The sequence below is a fragment of the Citrobacter sp. Marseille-Q5395 genome (assembly GCF_947057495.1).
Classification (GTDB): domain Bacteria; phylum Pseudomonadota; class Gammaproteobacteria; order Enterobacterales; family Enterobacteriaceae; genus Citrobacter; species Citrobacter murliniae.
This window is the reverse complement of the sequence record NZ_CAMSEL010000018.1, coordinates 119972-135892: the sequence shown is the minus strand read 5'-3', so window position 1 is coordinate 135892 and position 15921 is coordinate 119972. Positions and strand designations below refer to the sequence as shown.

Here is a 15921-nt window from a genome sequence, read left to right as displayed (position 1 = left end):
GCCGAACTCAGAAGTGAAACGCCGTAGCGCCGATGGTAGTGTGGGGTCTCCCCATGCGAGAGTAGGGAACTGCCAGGCATCAAACCAGTGAAGAAGCCCATCCTGCCGGATGGGCTTTTTTGCGTCTATGCGTTGTGAAAAGTGCCGGATTCGGCGTAAACGCCTCATCCGGATTACGTTCATTGCTTTAGCCACCGTAAAATAAATGCCGCTATCTGTGGTATATCGTTTATATCTAACAATGGAACATCCACCATGAGTGGAACATCGCTTGCAACCGCGACAACATGTTCATCAATCGTTAATTCTTCCTTGTTGCGACCACAACCTTCACGAAAAAGCATGATCTTCGCGACAGCTTCATGCTTAAAACCCTCGACAAGCACCATATCTAACGTTGAAGCATCCATTCTGCTCACCAGATATGTTAAGTCCAACTTGGGCTCTTCTGGCGTTTCCGTCATCAATGCCCAGCGCTGCTGGCTGGCGACCAGTGTTTGAGCTGCTCCAGCTTTACGCAGTTCATAGCTATCTTTGCCGGGTTTATCGACGTCCATATCGTGGTGTGTATGCTTGATCAATCCAGGGCGAATACCTCTGGCGCACAGTTCCGGTATCAGCTTTTTGAGCAGTGTGGTTTTTCCTGTACCACTCCATGCCGCAATGCCGAGTAATGGGATCATGATTTTGTCTGCCATCTCGCGAGTTCTTCTGGTGTATTCACATTTACGAATGCGTCTCTGTGATCGCTGAAATCGACGGCATGCCCGCCAGCCAGACGCATAAAGACCATTACGCGTCGTTCACCAGACTGAAGGTAGTCCTGTAACAACGGCACTATTTTTCTATTCATCAGCGCAATTGTCGGGTGATCCCGTTCTCCATCGTGCACCCATACGACTGGCGCAGAGCTACGTTGCTCTTTTAAACGTGCGGCCAGGCTGTGGGGAATATATGGCATATCGCAAGGACAGAATAGAAACCAGTCACCAGCTTCCTGCTGAAAAACTGACAGCATTCCGGCCAGCGGGCCAGGAAAATCGGCCAATAAATCGGGGATAACTTTCAAGCCGCTTTGTTGATAAACATCCTGATGGCGATTGGCGTTAACCACGACGGTCTTAACCTGCAAGGCGAGGGTATCCGCCACGTGTCTCCATAACGGCTTACCGTGAAGTTCAAGAAGGCCTTTATCTGTTCCACCCATTCGTCTGGCCTTACCGCCAGCCAGAACAACCCCTGTTATTGCACTATCCAGAATCACTGATATCGCCTCTTTTAATGTGGGATTGACCCTGCTAACGTATTCGTATTAAGACTAAGGAGCACAACCATGAAATGTAAACGTCTGAATGAAGTTATTGAACTCCTCCAGCCGGCCTGGCAGAAAGAACCCGATCTTAACCTGATGCAATTTTTGCAGAAACTGGCAAAAGAGTCAGGTTTTGACGGAGAACTGGCGGATTTAACTGATGATATTCTGATCTACCACCTGAAAATGCGCGACTCTGCGAAAGACGCAGTGATTCCAGGTATTCAAAAAGATTATGAAGAAGATTTTAAAACTGCACTCCTGCGAGCACGTGGCGTAATTAAAGAGTAAAACCTTGTAATCGCCGCCACCGAAAGCGCTGCGAAATGATATCCTGAATCATTCGTAGTATTTTCCGGATGATGGGATGAACGACAACGCTTTTACTTTCCAGACGCTACACCCGGATACCATCATGGATGCACTGTTTGAGCAGGGGATCCGGGTGGATTCCGGGCTGACCCCGCTTAACAGCTATGAAAATCGTGTCTATCAATTCCAGGATGAAGACCGTCGACGTTTTGTCGTAAAGTTTTACCGTCCTGAACGCTGGTCTGTTGATCAAATACTGGAAGAACACCAGTTTGCCCTTGAACTGGTGCGCGATGATGTACCCGTTGCGGCGCCAATTGTGTTTGATGGCCAGACGTTATTGGGTCATCAGGGATTTCACTATGCGATATTCCCCAGTGTGGGTGGCCGCCAGTTTGAAGCCGACAACATCGATCAGATGGAGGCGGTGGGCCGCTATCTGGGACGCCTGCATCAAACTGGACGTAAACGTTCTTTTGCCTTTCGACCGACAATTGGTCTTGAAGAGTATCTGACTGAGCCGCGTAAACTTTTCGAGCATGCGCGGATCATTCCTGCAGGGCAAAAGGCAGCTTTCCTTAAGGCAACGGATGCGCTCATCACGGTGGTTACCGAGCGCTGGCATACCCGTTTTGAAACGCTACGATTGCACGGTGACTGCCATGCCGGGAACATTCTGTGGCGTGATGGCCCGATGTTCGTCGATTTAGATGATGCTCGTAATGGTCCGGCAATGCAGGATCTATGGATGCTCCTTAATGGCGATAAAGCAGAACAACGTATGCAGCTTGAAACCATTATTGAGGCTTATGAAGAGTTTAGTGAGTTTGACATCGCTGAAATCGGACTCATTGAACCTTTACGCGCCATGCGTTTAGTTTATTATCTTGCCTGGCTGATTCGACGTTGGGCTGACCCTGCGTTCCCTAAAAACTTTCCATGGTTAACCGGGGAAGATTACTGGCAACGTCAGACCGCGACCTTTATTGAGCAGGCTAAAATTCTGCAAGACCCCCCCTTACAATTAACGCCAATGTATTAATCGGAGAGACCTGAACATGAAAAAAATATGGCTGGCGCTGGCTGGTATGATCTTAGCTTTTAGCGCATCGGCAGCGCAGTTCCAGGATGGCAAGCAGTACATCACACTGGAAAAGCCTATTGTGGGTGAGCCTCAGGTGTTGGAGTTTTTCTCCTTCTACTGCCCGCATTGCTACCAGTTTGAAGAAGTGCTTCACGTCTCTGATAACGTGAAGAAAAAACTGCCGGAAGGCACCAAAATGACCAAATATCACGTTGAGTTTTTGGGGCCTCTTGGCAAAGACCTGACTCAGGCGTGGGCTGTTGCTTTGGCACTGGGCGTTGAAGATAAAGTTACTGTACCGTTGTTTGAAGGGGTACAGAAAACGCAGACCGTCCAGTCTGTTGCTGATATTCGTAAAGTGTTTGTCGATGCGGGTATTAAAGGTGAAGACTATGATGCTGCATGGAATAGCTTCGTGGTGAAATCACTCGTCGCACAGCAGGAAAAAGCGGCGGCTGATCTGCAACTGCAGGGCGTCCCGGCGATGTTTGTTAATGGTAAGTATCAGGTAAATCCGCAGGGTATGGATACCAGCAGCATGGATATCTTTGTACAGCAGTATGCTGATACCGTGAAATATCTGGTTGGTCAGAAGTAAAAGAAAAAGCCGGTCACTGACCGGCTTTTTTATGTGAGGCTTTAATCGCATCAAGTTGCATGTCTTTCTCACTCCACAGCGTATTCAGCCACAGCTGGAACCGACGTTTAAATCCTTTATCGTTAACGTAATCACCGTGCAGTTCTTCTTTAATTGTCTCCAGATTCACTCTCACGACAATGCGTGTCAGCTTGCCACTCAGCATATCGTAGAAAGGACGATGACTGTTTTCTGGATAACACAGCGTAATGTTGAGCAATTTATCGAACTGAGACCCTAGTACATTTAGCGCCATCGCAATGCCCGCGGCCTTGGGGGGCAATAGATTTTGATATGGCGAGCGGGTTTGCAGGTGTTTCTCTTTCGTGAAGCGCGAACCTTCAACAAAATTCACAATGGTTGTCGGATGGAGGCGAAACTTCTCACAAGAGCGACGCGTTGTTGCCACATCTTTACCGCGTCGTTCCGGATGACGGAGCAAATAGCCGCGCGAATAGCGTTTCATAAACGGCATATCCAGCGCCCAGCATGCCAGTCCAATAAAGGGGACCCAGGCGAGTTGCTGCTTAAGGAAATATTTATTCATGGGGATGTGTTTACGGAACAAAACGCAAAGCACAACGATATCAGCCCAGCTGTAGTGATTGCAGATGAGCAGATACCAGTTTTTCTTGCTAAGACCTTCCAGTCCTTCAACGTCCCACTTCAGTCGCGGATTAAGGTGTAACAGTAACGCCAGACCTTCACACCAGCAGTACATCATGAAATTACAGAAGACGGATACCTTGCGCCAGACGATGGGAAAGGGCAAAAGGAGTTTTACAACCCCGGCAAGGATGATCGGCACAGAACAAAAAATCGTGACCAATATGGTCAATACGATACTCAGCAACAGCGTTATCGCAGCGAGTATTCTCGTCATAATTAAATTATTCAAAAGGTTAGCCATAGATAGTGCGCGAAAGAGGCGCAAGGGGCTGATTTTATCAGAAAACGAACCAAATGACGGGTCTTCGCTGAATAGAAAAAAAGGTAATATCTATCCACATCCAGATATAAGTCTAAAATAAGCTATAAAATTCTGCTGCTCAATATAACGCGATGAAAAATATATAAAATTATTATGCTTTATAAATTATCTTGCTGTATTTAAAGGGCTGAAAATTATTTACTCACAAAGTTATCCACAGCTCACTTTGCGAACAGTCCAGAAGATCTGCAAAAGTTTTTCCACAAATGCGGTGAAAAACTCATGTTTTCATCCTGTCTGTGGCATCCTTTACCCATAATCTGATAAACAGGCACGGACATTATGGTTCAGATCCCAGAAAACCCACTTATCCTCGTAGATGGCTCATCTTACCTGTATCGCGCATACCATGCGTTTCCGCCGCTGACCAACAGCTCGGGAGAGCCTACGGGCGCTATGTACGGTGTCCTCAACATGCTGCGTAGCTTGATTCTGCAATACCAGCCGACGCATGCTGCAGTGGTCTTCGACGCTAAGGGTAAAACCTTCCGTGATGAGTTATTCGAGCATTACAAATCACATCGTCCGCCAATGCCGGACGATCTGCGTGCGCAGATAGAACCTTTACATGCGATGGTCAAAGCGATGGGGCTGCCGTTACTGGCGGTTTCCGGTGTGGAAGCGGACGATGTCATCGGTACGCTGGCGCGAGAAGCAGAGAAAATAGGGCGCCCGGTGCTGATCAGTACCGGTGATAAAGACATGGCTCAACTGGTGACACCAAATATCACGCTTATCAATACTATGACCAATACTATCCTCGGTCCGGATGAGGTAGTGAATAAGTATGGCGTGCCACCTGAGCTGATCATCGATTTCCTGGCGCTGATGGGCGACTCCTCCGATAACATTCCAGGTGTTCCGGGAGTGGGTGAAAAAACAGCTCAGGCATTGCTTCAGGGACTGGGAGGGCTGGATACCCTCTATGCTGAATCAGACAAAATCGCGGGGCTAACCTTCCGTGGTGCAAAAACCATGGCTGGCAAACTCGAGCAGAATAAAGAAGTGGCATACCTTTCTTATAAGTTGGCCACGATTAAAACGGATGTTGAACTTGAATTAACCTGTGAGCAGTTGGAAGTGCGCCAGCCTGCAGCTGACGAACTGCTTGGCCTGTTTAAGCAATATGAGTTCAAACGCTGGGTTGCTGACGTTGAAGCCGGCAAATGGCTGCAGGCGAAAGGAACAAAGCCAGCGGCAAAACCACAGGAAACAATAGCTATCGATGAAACGCCTGAGGAGCCGGCAACAGTTCTCTCATTCGATAACTATGTCACTATTCTGGACGAAGCGACGCTGGAAGAGTGGATTACGAAGCTAAAAAAAGCACCGGTCTTTGCCTTTGATACTGAAACTGACAGCCTGGATAACATCTCTGCGAACCTGGTTGGTCTCTCTTTTGCCATTGAGCCAGGCATAGCTGCATATGTTCCTGTTGCCCATGATTACCTGGATGCTCCCGATCAGATCTCTCGCGACCGTGCGTTGACGCTGCTGAAGCCGCTGCTGGAAGATGAAAAGGCGCATAAGGTTGGGCAAAATCTGAAGTACGATCGTGGCATACTGGCAAACTACGGAATTGAGCTGCGCGGCATCGTCTTTGATACCATGCTCGAATCCTACATTCTCAACAGTGTTGCCGGACGACACGACATGGACAGCCTGTCCGATCGTTGGCTGAAACATAAAACGATCACTTTTGAAGAGATCGCCGGGAAGGGTAAAAACCAACTGACCTTTAACCAGATTGCACTGGAAGAAGCCGGACGTTATGCCGCGGAAGATGCTGACGTTACGTTACAGTTGCACTTGAAAATGTGGCCAGAACTGCAAAAGCATCAAGGGCCGCTAAATGTGTTCGAGAAGATCGATATGCCGCTGGTACCAGTACTATCTCGCGTAGAACGCAATGGTGTGAAAATTGATCCGGCGGTACTGCACAAACATTCAGAAGAGCTAACACTGCGTTTGACGGAGCTGGAGAAAAAAGCGCATGAGATAGCTGGAGAGGCATTTAACCTCTCTTCTACCAAGCAACTGCAAACCATTCTGTTTGAAAAGCAGGGTATCAAACCGCTGAAGAAAACACCGGGTGGTGCGCCGTCAACGTCGGAAGAAGTGCTGGAAGAGTTAGCGCTGGATTACCCATTGCCGAAGGTGATTCTGGAATATCGTGGGTTGGCAAAATTGAAGTCTACCTATACGGATAAACTTCCTTTGATGATCAATCCTAAAACCGGACGCGTACATACCTCGTACCATCAGGCAGTCACGGCTACTGGTCGCTTATCTTCTACCGACCCTAACCTGCAAAATATTCCGGTTCGTAATGAGGAAGGTCGTCGTATTCGCCAGGCGTTTATTGCACCAGAAGACTACGTTATTGTCTCTGCGGACTACTCGCAGATTGAACTGCGTATTATGGCGCATCTCTCGCGTGACAAAGGCCTGCTCACTGCGTTTGCTGAAGGGAAGGACATTCACCGCGCAACGGCTGCTGAAGTCTTTGGCTTGCCGCTCGATTCTGTGACCAACGAGCAGCGTCGCAGTGCGAAAGCTATCAACTTTGGTCTGATCTATGGGATGAGCGCTTTTGGTCTTGCGCGCCAGTTGAATATTCCGCGTAAAGAAGCGCAGAAATACATGGATCTCTACTTCGAACGTTACCCTGGCGTAATGGAATACATGGAACGCACGCGCGCACAGGCAAAAGAGCAAGGGTATGTTGAAACCCTGGAAGGGCGTCGCCTCTATCTGCCGGATATTAAATCCAGTAATGGCGCTCGCCGCGCCGGTGCTGAACGCGCAGCGATTAATGCCCCGATGCAGGGTACTGCTGCAGATATTATCAAGCGAGCCATGATAGATGTGGACGGATGGCTACAAGCCGAGCAGCCGCGCGTACGCATGATCATGCAGGTACACGATGAACTGGTATTTGAAGTGCATAAAGATGACCTGGAAAGCGTATCGAAAAAGATCCATCAACTGATGGAAAATGGGACGCGGATTGATGTGCCGTTACTGGTGGAAGTGGGTAGTGGTGAAAACTGGGATCAAGCGCACTAAGGGTTCAATGAATAACGCGCTCTTTTCGTAACTAAGCAACATAAGATAGAGTTTTTTGTGATATTCATTAGAATTCCCTATGTCGGGATTGAAAAAAAATTACAAAAAGTACTTTCTGAGCTGCTCAAAAAAGAGTAAAGTTATTCGCGTAGGGTACAGAGGTAAGATGTTCTATCTTTCAGACCTTTTACTTCACGTAATCGGATTTGGCTGAATATTTTAGCCGCCCCAGTCAGTAATGACTGGGGCGTTTTTTATTGTGCTCGTCATACTTCAAGCTGTATATGCGTTGGCTTTCTTGCTCACTCCAGTCCCTCACCGGAGGCGCCTTCAGCTGTTCAAAGTCGTTTCCGACGAATTTTTCCTGGTATCGCCGCCTTTACGCAACTCGAATTATTTAAAGCAATAATAAAGATCTGTAGGCCGGATAAGGCGTGTAACGTCACTATCCGGCATATCAGTGGATTATTCCCCGTCCTGCATCTCTTCAATCGGCGCCAGTTCGCTAAACCAGACATCCAGCTTCTGACGCAGTTTGTCCACGCCCAGCTTCTTCAGCGATGAGAATGCTTCGACCTGTACATCGCCATTAAATGCCAGCACCGCTTCACGTACCGTATTCAATTGGGCTTTCCGTGCACCGCTGGCCAGTTTGTCCGCTTTGGTCAGTAATACCAGAACCTGAACGTTGCTCTCTACTGCCCACAGAATCATCTGCTGATCGAGATCTTTTAGTGGATGGCGAATGTCCATCAGGACAACCAAACCTTGCAGGCTCTGACGTTTTTCCAGGTATTCAGCAAGCGCGCGTTGCCATTTGCGCTTCATCTCTTCCGGAACTTCTGCATAACCGTATCCCGGCAAGTCAACCAGACGCTTGCCGTCAACAACTTCAAAAAGGTTGATGAGCTGTGTACGGCCAGGTGTTTTAGAGGTACGCGCCAGACCCTTTTGATTTGTCAGGGTATTTAGCGCGCTGGATTTGCCTGCGTTGGAACGGCCAGCAAAAGCCACTTCGATTCCCGTATCGGAAGGTAAATGGCGAATATCAGGCGCACTCATCACAAAGTGCGTCTGTTGATAATTCAAATTAGTCAAAGCGGTCGTCTCCATCAATCAAGGCTTTGCAGCGATTATACCTGAACACCAGCAAAAGGCTGGCTTTTCGACAAGTGTGTTGTGTAAGTAAAAACCGCGCGCTTTGTGAGACATTGCCGATCGAATCTATGCGATATGACAGAGCAAATAATGATATAACTCAAATAAATCAGATAATTAACCATTATTTATACTCTGAAGAGCTGAAATTACTACCCAGGTTACTTGTACGGTTAAGCCAAAAGGGTAAAGTAGCGTCCATAGCGAGGAAGCTTACAGGATATACGACTCAGGATGAGGGTCAGGAGCGCCAGGAGGCGAAGACACAGGATTGTCAGGAAGACAAACGTCCGGAGACGTTAGTAAAAGGAAATGGAAACAACACGGAATGTTTCAGGCTAAGGGAAAAACAGGGTGTGTTGATAGCCAACATGGATTGTAAAGCCTGTTAAGGGTGAGAGTCAGGAAAAAAGGCGACAGATTACTCTGTCGCCTTTTTTCTTTATTTCTGCTAGATTCCGGCGCAATTATATACTGGATAAAAACAGCCAAAGACGAATCATGATGAAACCAACTTCTACACCACGCGGTAAAGGTCCTGCAAAAGCGCGCCGTAAAACACGCGAAGAGATTAACCAGGAAGCCCGTGACCGTAAACGCCAGAAAAAACACCGTGGTCATGCGGCAGGTAGCCGTGCGACCGGTAGTGACGGCGCATCAGGTGGCGGAAACCAAAGTAAGCACAAAGATCCTCGTATTGGCAGTAAAACCCCCATTGCATTGGGTGTGACCGAAAAGGTCACCAAACAGCACAAACCGAAGAGTGAGAAACCTATGCTTTCACCACAGGCTGAGTTGGATTTACTGGAAACGGATGAGCGCCTGGATGCGCTGCTGGAACGTCTTGAAGCGGGAGAAACCCTGAGTGATGAAGATCAGGCATGGGTTGATGCCAAGCTGGATCGCATTGATGAGCTGATGCAAAAGCTGGGTCTCTCCTATGACGACGAAGAGGAAGATGAAGAGGATGAAAAGCAGGAAGATATGATGCGCCTGCTGAAGGGTGGTAACTAACGGTTTTGTACCGTGGGCCTTCCTGTCCTGCTTATAACCCTTCCGGTTATATGTTATCTGGTGTGGTTATTCGTTAAACTACAGCGATTGTCGCGGCGCCAAAAGTGGCTGCGCAGCCGGCTTATCACCCACAATGGGACTAAGCCGGTACGCCGTACTCGCCAGAAACGCCATCGGAAGGAGTGAGCATGTCTGAACAGCTAATAGACTGGGATCTGGCCCTGATCCAGAAATATAACTATTCCGGGCCACGATATACCTCGTACCCGACCGCGCTGGAGTTTTCTGAAGACTACGGTGCAGAGGCGTTTTCGCAGGCAGTTGCGCGTTACCCTGAACGTCCACTCTCTTTATACGTCCATATCCCGTTTTGCCACAAACTGTGCTACTTCTGTGGCTGCAACAAAATTGTGACTCGTCAGCAGCATAAAGCCGATCAATATCTGGATGTGCTGGAACAAGAAATTATTCATCGTGCACCGTTGTTTGCCGGACGACATGTTAGCCAGCTGCACTGGGGTGGTGGCACCCCCACTTATTTGAATAAAGCACAGATCAGCCGTTTGATGACGTTGTTACGTGACAACTTCCACTTTAACGCTGATGCCGAAATCTCGATCGAAGTGGATCCACGTGAAATCGAGCTGGATGTCCTTGATCATTTACGTGCAGAAGGGTTTAACCGCCTGAGCATGGGTGTGCAGGACTTCAACAAAGAAGTTCAGCGTCTGGTGAACCGCGAACAGGACGAGGAGTTCATTTTTGCGCTGCTTAATCATGCGCGTGATATTGGCTTTACCTCGACGAATATCGACCTTATTTACGGGCTGCCAAAACAGACGCCGGAGAGCTTTGCTTTCACTCTGAAGCGTGTGGCAGAGCTGAATCCCGACCGCCTGAGCGTCTTTAACTATGCGCACCTGCCGACGCTTTTTGCCGCCCAGCGCAAGATCAAAGATGTTGATCTGCCCAGCGCGCAACAGAAGCTGGATATTCTGCAGGAAACCATCTCCTCACTGACCGAAACTGGCTATCAGTTCATTGGGATGGATCACTTTGCCCGCCCGGATGATGAGCTGGCAGTTGCGCAGCGAGAAGGCGTTCTGCATCGTAATTTCCAGGGCTACACCACCCAGGGTGATACTGACCTGCTGGGGATGGGTGTTTCTGCCATCAGTATGATTGGCGACTGTTACGCACAGAACCAGAAAGAGCTGAAGCTTTACTATCAGCAGGTAGATGAGCGCGGTGATGCTTTGTGGCGTGGGATCGCGTTAACCCGTGATGACTGCATTCGCCGTGACGTTATTAAGGCGCTTATCTGTAACTTCCGCCTCGATTACGCCGCCGTGGAGCAGCAATGGGGGCTGAACTTTATTGAATATTTTGCCGAAGACCTGAAACTGCTGGCACCGCTGGCGGAAGATGGGCTGGTGGACGTCAATCAGAAGGGGATTCAGGTTACGCCGAAAGGCCGCCTGCTGATCCGTAATATCTGCATGTGCTTTGATGCTTATTTGCGTCAGAAAGCACGGATACAGCAGTTCTCGCGGGTGATTTAGTGATGTTGCCCGGTGGCGCTACCGCTTACCGGGCCTACAAGTCGTGACAACCTGTAAGCTGGATAAGCGGTAGCGCCACCCGGCACGCATTCAGCTAAACAGTCCAACCAGCGCCGCACACAGCACTGCGGCAACCGCAGTTTGTGGCGTATGGCTTTCTACTGAACCGCTCGACAGAAGATTAATGATTGATTCCAGCATGATGACTTCTCCCCGTTTGCCGGGCACGATCATACTTAACTCATCGGAACAGTAAAGTACAAAATAGCAGCAATTTGCGCTCAATTATCAATCTTTACACAGTGACAAATTGTCACTCCATTCCGAGCTCTTTTAATTTACGCGTCAAGGTGTTACGCCCCCATCCTAACAAGCGTGCCGCTTCCTGTTTGTGCCCTTGGGTGTGGCGTAGCGCAGTGGTTAACAGCGTACGTTCCATTTCAGGTTGCGCCTCAGACAGTAAGTTTTGATGACCGGAACGTAATGCCCTGTCAGCCCACTGTGCCAGTAAGGTTGCCCAGCTGTCCGGTTGCAAGTGCGAAGGGGCATCTGGAACTGTGGCCTCAAACAGTTCAGCCGGTAAGTCCTGAATTAGCACTTCCTGCCCGGCGGCCATTACGGTTAACCAGCGGCAGGTGTTCTCAAGCTGGCGCACGTTCCCCGGCCAGGCAAGACGTGTGAGCGCTGCTTCGGTTTCGGGGTGTAATTGCTTGGCTTCGACGCCCAGTTCGCGGGCGGCGTCCTGTAGAAAATGACGAGCCAGGCGGGGGATATCTTCCCGACGTTCACGCAGCGGCGGCAAATGGACGCGAATAACGTTCAGACGATGGAATAAGTCCTCACGAAACTTGCCTTCCTGCACACGCAGTTCGAGATTCTGATGTGTCGCCGCGATGATACGTACATCCACCTTCACTGGCGCATAGCCGCCAACGCGGTAAAATTGCCCGTCGGCTAATACGCGCAATAACCGCGTTTGTACATCCAGCGGCATATCACCAATTTCGTCGAGGAAAAGTGTGCCACCGTCGGCCTGTTCGAAGCGCCCCTGACGAATGGTATTCGCACCGGTAAACGCCCCTTTTTCATGGCCAAACAGCTCAGATTCGATCAAATCCTTCGGGATAGCCGCCATATTAAGTGCGATAAAAGGCGCTTTGACGCGAGGACTGTGACGGTGCAGGGCGTGGGCGACCAGTTCTTTACCTGTCCCGGATTCACCGTTGATTAATACGCTTATTGAAGAACGGGAAAGCCGCCCAATAATGCGAAATACATCCTGCATCGCGGGGGCTTCACCGATGATATCGGTCGTCGGGCCGTTGATCTGAATATTCCGCGGTTGCTGCTGTTCCTGATAATGGCTGATAGCGCGCTCGACCAGTGCAACAGCCTCGTCGATATCAAAAGGCTTAGGCAGATAATCGAAAGCCCCTTGCTGATAGGCGCTGACGGCGGCATCCAGATCGGAATGTGCCGTCATTATGATGACCGGAAGCATTGGATGGCGCTGTTTGATCTGTTTTAACAGCGTCAGGCCGTCCATACCCGGCATTCGGATATCCGATAACAGCACGTCCGGCGTTTTGCTGGCCAGCGCATCCAGCACTTCTTTACCACTTTCAAATGTCGTGCAGCTAAGTCCTGCCCCTGCGAGCGCACGTTCAAGCACCCAACGGATGGAACTATCGTCATCAACTACCCAGACTATTCCTCGTTGCATAAACGTCACCTTTATTTCCTGATAGGCAGGTAAACCGAGAACTCGGTATGACCCGGCCAACTGGTAAATTCAATTTTGCCGGAATGTTGATCAATCAAATTACGGGCGATGGATAATCCAAGTCCGGTACCACCCTCGCGACCGCTGACCATTGGGTAGAACAGCGTATCCTGCAAGTGAGGGGGAATACCCGGACCGTTATCCTCAACATCAATACGTGCAGCCAGGCGATAACGCATACCGTGTAGCGTGAGCTGGAAAGCGGTGCGGGTTCGCAGAATAATCTCGCCACCTTCTGGCCCTAACGCCTGTAGCGCATTGCGCACGATATTCAACAGAACCTGCTCTATCTGATCTGGATCGTGCAGCAGCTCTGGAAGACTTGGGTCGTAATCACGAATCAGCGTGACGTTTTCCGGTAGTTCCATTGAGACCAGTGCTACCACGCGTTCAGCCACTTTGTGAATACTTTCCGTAACGTGCATACCTGGCTGTTGTGGACCCAGCAAACGGTCAACCAGATTACGCAGGCGATCGGCCTGCTCAATAATGACTTTGGTATATTCTGTCAGCGCCGGGTCCGGGAGTGCTTTACTGAGAAGCTGCGCAGCACCACGTAGCCCGCCCAGTGGGTTTTTAATTTCGTGCGCCAGTCCGCGTACCAGATCGCGGGCCGCAATTTGTTGAGCATGCTGGAGCTGCTCCTGACTCAGACGGCGCTGGTTATCCATTGGGGCCATCTCCAGCAGGATAAGGCCGTCAGGAAGCCGCTGAGCGGTCACTGAGAGGATATGTGAGTGGCTGTCTATTACCAGCGTCACTTCGTTGTCCGTAAAGCCCTGGCCAGCTTCCAGGCTCTCTCGCATCAGTCCGATGTTCAAAGAGAAATAGCTCAACAGATCAGGAAGCGGTGTACCAAACAGTTTACGAGAACTTTGGGCGAGCAGCTGCTGTGCCGCGGGGTTGGCGTAATGTACCGCCAGCTCATCATCGACAAGTAAAATGCTGTTGATTAACGAATTGAGGATCTGCCCAGCATCGGGCAGCGTGCCGGTTGCCATTCAGCAGTCTCCTGAAAAAGGTTGCACCAATTTAGTGCATTATAGCTTTTTACTTAGAAAAAGCGCGAAGGATCAGGTTGTTGGTGGAGAAAAAAGCCCATCGTGTGATGGGCTAAAAGTTCCACGGCAACTAAAAAACTCCTGGCGCCTTCCACGTCGCTGCTGCGTTAGCTACCTTCGCTCACCCCACTCACATAGCTATCTATGCTCCTGGGGATTTGCTCAGTTGCCGCTTTGCCGCAACGTGAAATTCGTCGGATTATTAAGATACGGTTAAACGCTGTAGTACAGCTCGAACTCTACCGGGTGCGGCGTCATGCGTACGCGGTCATCTTCTTCGCGACGCAGTGCAATGTACGCGTCAATCGCTTCATTGGTGAATACGCCACCTGCAGTCAGGAACTCGCGGTCAAGATCCAGTTCTTTCAGTGCTTCTTCCAGAGAGCCAGCAACCTGTGGGATCTCTTTCGCTTCTTCTGGCGGCAGGTCATACAGGTTTTTATCCATGGCTTCGCCAGGATGGATTTTGTTCTTGATACCGTCAAGGCCAGCCATCAGCAGCGCGGCGAAGCACAGGTACGGGTTAGCCGCTGGGTCCGGGAAACGCACTTCGATACGACGTGCTTTCGGAGAGGCGACTACCGGAATACGGATAGATGCAGAACGGTTACGGGCAGAGTAAGCCAGCATTACCGGTGCTTCGTAACCCGGGACCAGACGCTTGTAGGAGTTGGTGGTCGGGTTTGCCAGGGCGTTAATTGCTTTCGCGTGTTTGATAACACCACCGATGTAGAACAGCGCCTGCTCAGACAGACCAGCATATTTGTCGCCAGAGAACAGGTTTACGCCGTTCTTGGACAGGGACATGTGGCAGTGCATACCGGAACCGTTATCGCCAAACATTGGTTTTGGCATAAAGGTCGCTGTTTTACCGAAACGGTGTGCAACGTTGTGAACCACATATTTGTAGATCTGAATTTCGTCCGCTTTTTTGGTCATGGTGTTAAAGCGGGTAGCAATTTCGTTCTGACCCGCAGTCGCCACTTCGTGGTGATGCGCTTCAACAACCAGGCCCATTTCTTCCATGATCAGACACATGGTAGAACGGATGTCCTGGGAGGAATCAACCGGAGGAACCGGGAAATAACCGCCTTTCACGCCAGGACGGTGACCTTTGTTACCACCTTCATATTTGGTGGAGGAGTTCCAGGCACCTTCGATGTCATCGATAGCGACGTGGGAACCGGAGATGGATGCGCCGAAACGGATGTCATCAAACAGGAAGAATTCTGGCTCTGGCCCGAACAGAACGGTGTCTGCGATGCCGGTAGCGCGCAGGTATTCTTCAGCACGTTTAGCAATAGAACGCGGGTCGCGGTCATAACCTTGCAGCGTACCTGGTTCCAGGATATCGCAACGGATGATCAGAGTAGACTCTTCAAAGAACGGGTCAATGAGAGCAGTAGAAGCATCTGGCATCAGAACCATGTCTGATTCGTTAATGCCTTTCCAGCCACCGATTGAGGAGCCGTCAAACATTTTGCCTTCTTCAAAGAATTCGGCATTTACCTGATGAGCAGGAATAGTGACGTGCTGTTCTTTACCTTTAGTATCGGTGAAGCGTAAATCAACAAACTTCACTTCGTGTTCATTCAGCATCGTCAAAACGTGTTCAGCGGACATACTTACTCTCCCGGATTGGTCATTGTCGTCGTGGTAACGAAGTCTACAATTCTGCAAAAAATTGGCCGTGTCGCCGTAAAAAATATAAAGCGAAATCTGTGCCAACTTTTAAATTGCCCCTAAAAGGCGTTATCATGCGCACCATCGTGCAAAGGGGCTGCACCATGAATGTTGTATTGCACCATTATAGTGCTTTAATGTGAACATTAGGCACCATATTGGTGCAATGGACATCAAAATACCCCTTTTAACGCTCCGTGAATGTGATCACAAAGAAACTCTGCAATACTTGTTTGCGGAGGATGTTTGTGATCC

General features: G+C 49.6%; 17 protein-coding genes and 1 rRNA gene. 10 read left to right on the top strand and 8 right to left on the bottom strand.

Features of this window, described 5'->3' with window-relative positions; all coding sequences use genetic code 11:
* Window positions 1-78 (top strand): 5S ribosomal RNA (gene rrf, locus OH663_RS26130); the annotation flags it as partial.
* A 101-nt stretch (window positions 79-179) separates the two neighbouring features.
* On the opposite strand, the gene mobB is transcribed toward rrf, so the two are convergent.
* Entirely contained in the window at window positions 180-683 is a 504-nt protein-coding gene (gene mobB / locus OH663_RS19565) for a molybdopterin-guanine dinucleotide biosynthesis protein MobB (protein ID WP_045449857.1), read from the bottom strand.
* Complete coding sequence (gene mobA, locus OH663_RS19560) at window positions 680-1264, bottom strand: molybdenum cofactor guanylyltransferase MobA (protein WP_045449178.1); 585 nt, start codon at window positions 1262-1264, stop codon at window positions 680-682. The genes mobB and mobA overlap by 4 nt, the downstream gene beginning before the upstream one ends.
* A gap of 69 nt (window positions 1265-1333) precedes the next feature.
* Here mobA and OH663_RS19555 point away from each other — a divergent pair, with 69 nt between their 5' ends.
* The 3 genes from OH663_RS19555 (at window position 1334) to dsbA (ending at window position 3306) form a co-directional block, all read left to right on the top strand.
* The gene (locus OH663_RS19555; protein ID WP_042325406.1) at window positions 1334-1603 is read left to right on the top strand and encodes a YihD family protein; all 270 of its coding nucleotides are present in this window, start codon (window positions 1334-1336) and stop codon (window positions 1601-1603) included.
* Window positions 1604-1679: 76 nt separating this feature from the next.
* On the top strand, window positions 1680-2666 hold the full coding sequence (locus OH663_RS19550) for a serine/threonine protein kinase (RefSeq protein ID WP_045449181.1): 987 nt from the start codon (window positions 1680-1682) through the stop codon (window positions 2664-2666).
* 16 nt (window positions 2667-2682) lie between these two features.
* The gene (gene dsbA / locus OH663_RS19545) at window positions 2683-3306 is read left to right on the top strand and encodes a thiol:disulfide interchange protein DsbA (RefSeq protein WP_045449183.1); all 624 of its coding nucleotides are present in this window, start codon (window positions 2683-2685) and stop codon (window positions 3304-3306) included.
* A gap of 13 nt (window positions 3307-3319) precedes the next feature.
* Here the strand turns inward: dsbA and OH663_RS19540 are convergent, their stop codons facing one another.
* Window positions 3320-4174: an acyltransferase gene (locus tag OH663_RS19540; protein ID WP_233617292.1), complete on the bottom strand. Its 855-nt coding sequence runs from the start codon at window positions 4172-4174 to the stop codon at window positions 3320-3322.
* On the opposite strand from OH663_RS19540, the gene OH663_RS19535 reads away from it, so the two are divergent.
* The 3 genes from OH663_RS19535 to spfP all read left to right on the top strand — a co-directional run bounded on the left by OH663_RS19535 (window position 4068) and on the right by spfP (window position 7619).
* Window positions 4068-4376 (top strand): hypothetical protein, encoded by a 309-nt coding sequence (locus OH663_RS19535; RefSeq protein ID WP_223307034.1) that lies wholly within the window; start codon window positions 4068-4070, stop codon window positions 4374-4376. The two genes, OH663_RS19540 and OH663_RS19535, sit on opposite strands and share 107 nt — an antisense overlap.
* 242 nt (window positions 4377-4618) lie before the next feature.
* On the top strand, window positions 4619-7405 hold the full coding sequence (polA, locus tag OH663_RS19530; protein WP_045449188.1) for a DNA polymerase I: 2787 nt from the start codon (window positions 4619-4621) through the stop codon (window positions 7403-7405).
* Between the two features lie 166 nt (window positions 7406-7571).
* A complete protein-coding gene (gene spfP / locus OH663_RS26125) occupies window positions 7572-7619 on the top strand; it encodes a small protein SpfP (RefSeq protein ID WP_071892919.1) in 48 nt (15 codons plus the stop codon).
* Window positions 7620-7870: 251 nt separating this feature from the next.
* Here spfP and yihA read toward each other — a convergent pair whose 3' ends face one another.
* Window positions 7871-8503 (bottom strand): ribosome biogenesis GTP-binding protein YihA/YsxC, encoded by a 633-nt coding sequence (gene yihA, locus OH663_RS19525; RefSeq protein ID WP_048223516.1) that lies wholly within the window; start codon window positions 8501-8503, stop codon window positions 7871-7873.
* Window positions 8504-8706: 203 nt separating this feature from the next.
* On the opposite strand from yihA, the gene OH663_RS19520 reads away from it, so the two are divergent.
* The 3 genes from OH663_RS19520 (at window position 8707) to hemN (ending at window position 11139) form a co-directional block, all read left to right on the top strand.
* Window positions 8707-8955, top strand: a complete 249-nt coding sequence (locus OH663_RS19520) for a hypothetical protein (protein WP_045449860.1) — start codon at window positions 8707-8709, stop codon at window positions 8953-8955.
* Window positions 8956-9067: 112 nt separating this feature from the next.
* Entirely contained in the window at window positions 9068-9577 is a 510-nt protein-coding gene (gene yihI, locus OH663_RS19515; protein WP_240703920.1) for a Der GTPase-activating protein YihI, read from the top strand.
* Window positions 9578-9765: 188 nt separating this feature from the next.
* The gene (gene hemN / locus OH663_RS19510; protein WP_200012953.1) at window positions 9766-11139 is read left to right on the top strand and encodes an oxygen-independent coproporphyrinogen III oxidase; all 1374 of its coding nucleotides are present in this window, start codon (window positions 9766-9768) and stop codon (window positions 11137-11139) included.
* Between the two features lie 90 nt (window positions 11140-11229).
* Here the strand turns inward: hemN and OH663_RS19505 are convergent, their stop codons facing one another.
* From OH663_RS19505 to glnA, 4 genes are all read right to left on the bottom strand, one after another.
* On the bottom strand, window positions 11230-11340 hold the full coding sequence (locus OH663_RS19505; RefSeq protein WP_096758886.1) for a YshB family small membrane protein: 111 nt from the start codon (window positions 11338-11340) through the stop codon (window positions 11230-11232).
* Between the two features lie 112 nt (window positions 11341-11452).
* Complete coding sequence (gene glnG, locus OH663_RS19500; protein ID WP_045449862.1) at window positions 11453-12862, bottom strand: nitrogen regulation protein NR(I); 1410 nt, start codon at window positions 12860-12862, stop codon at window positions 11453-11455.
* An 11-nt stretch (window positions 12863-12873) separates the two neighbouring features.
* Window positions 12874-13923, bottom strand: coding sequence for a nitrogen regulation protein NR(II) (gene glnL, locus OH663_RS19495; RefSeq protein WP_045449194.1), 1050 nt, complete (start codon window positions 13921-13923; stop codon window positions 12874-12876).
* A gap of 273 nt (window positions 13924-14196) precedes the next feature.
* Window positions 14197-15606 carry a glutamate--ammonia ligase gene (gene glnA, locus OH663_RS19490; protein WP_045449196.1) on the bottom strand — a complete coding sequence of 470 codons (1410 nt, stop codon included), beginning with the start codon at window positions 15604-15606 and terminating at the stop codon, window positions 14197-14199.
* Window positions 15607-15921: the final 315 nt, after the last annotated feature.

Bases quoted from the DNA above. Each gene is read 5' to 3' on its own strand.
- OH663_RS19535 (WP_223307034.1), top strand. From the start codon at position 4,068: ATGAAATTACAGAAGACGGATACCTTGCGCCAGACGATGGGAAAGGGC.
- glnG (WP_045449862.1), bottom strand. From the start codon at position 12,862: ATGCAACGAGGAATAGTCTGGGTAGTTGATGACGATAGTTCCATCCGT.
- mobB (WP_045449857.1), bottom strand. From the start codon at position 683: ATGATCCCATTACTCGGCATTGCGGCATGGAGTGGTACAGGAAAAACC.
- polA (WP_045449188.1), top strand. From the start codon at position 4,619: ATGGTTCAGATCCCAGAAAACCCACTTATCCTCGTAGATGGCTCATCT.
- hemN (WP_200012953.1), top strand. From the start codon at position 9,766: ATGTCTGAACAGCTAATAGACTGGGATCTGGCCCTGATCCAGAAATAT.
- yihI (WP_240703920.1), top strand. From the start codon at position 9,068: ATGAAACCAACTTCTACACCACGCGGTAAAGGTCCTGCAAAAGCGCGC.
- OH663_RS19555 (WP_042325406.1), top strand. From the start codon at position 1,334: ATGAAATGTAAACGTCTGAATGAAGTTATTGAACTCCTCCAGCCGGCC.
- OH663_RS19550 (WP_045449181.1), top strand. From the start codon at position 1,680: ATGAACGACAACGCTTTTACTTTCCAGACGCTACACCCGGATACCATC.
- glnA (WP_045449196.1), bottom strand. From the start codon at position 15,606: ATGTCCGCTGAACACGTTTTGACGATGCTGAATGAACACGAAGTGAAG.
- dsbA (WP_045449183.1), top strand. From the start codon at position 2,683: ATGAAAAAAATATGGCTGGCGCTGGCTGGTATGATCTTAGCTTTTAGC.
- OH663_RS19505 (WP_096758886.1), bottom strand. From the start codon at position 11,340: ATGCTGGAATCAATCATTAATCTTCTGTCGAGCGGTTCAGTAGAAAGC.
- glnL (WP_045449194.1), bottom strand. From the start codon at position 13,923: ATGGCAACCGGCACGCTGCCCGATGCTGGGCAGATCCTCAATTCGTTA.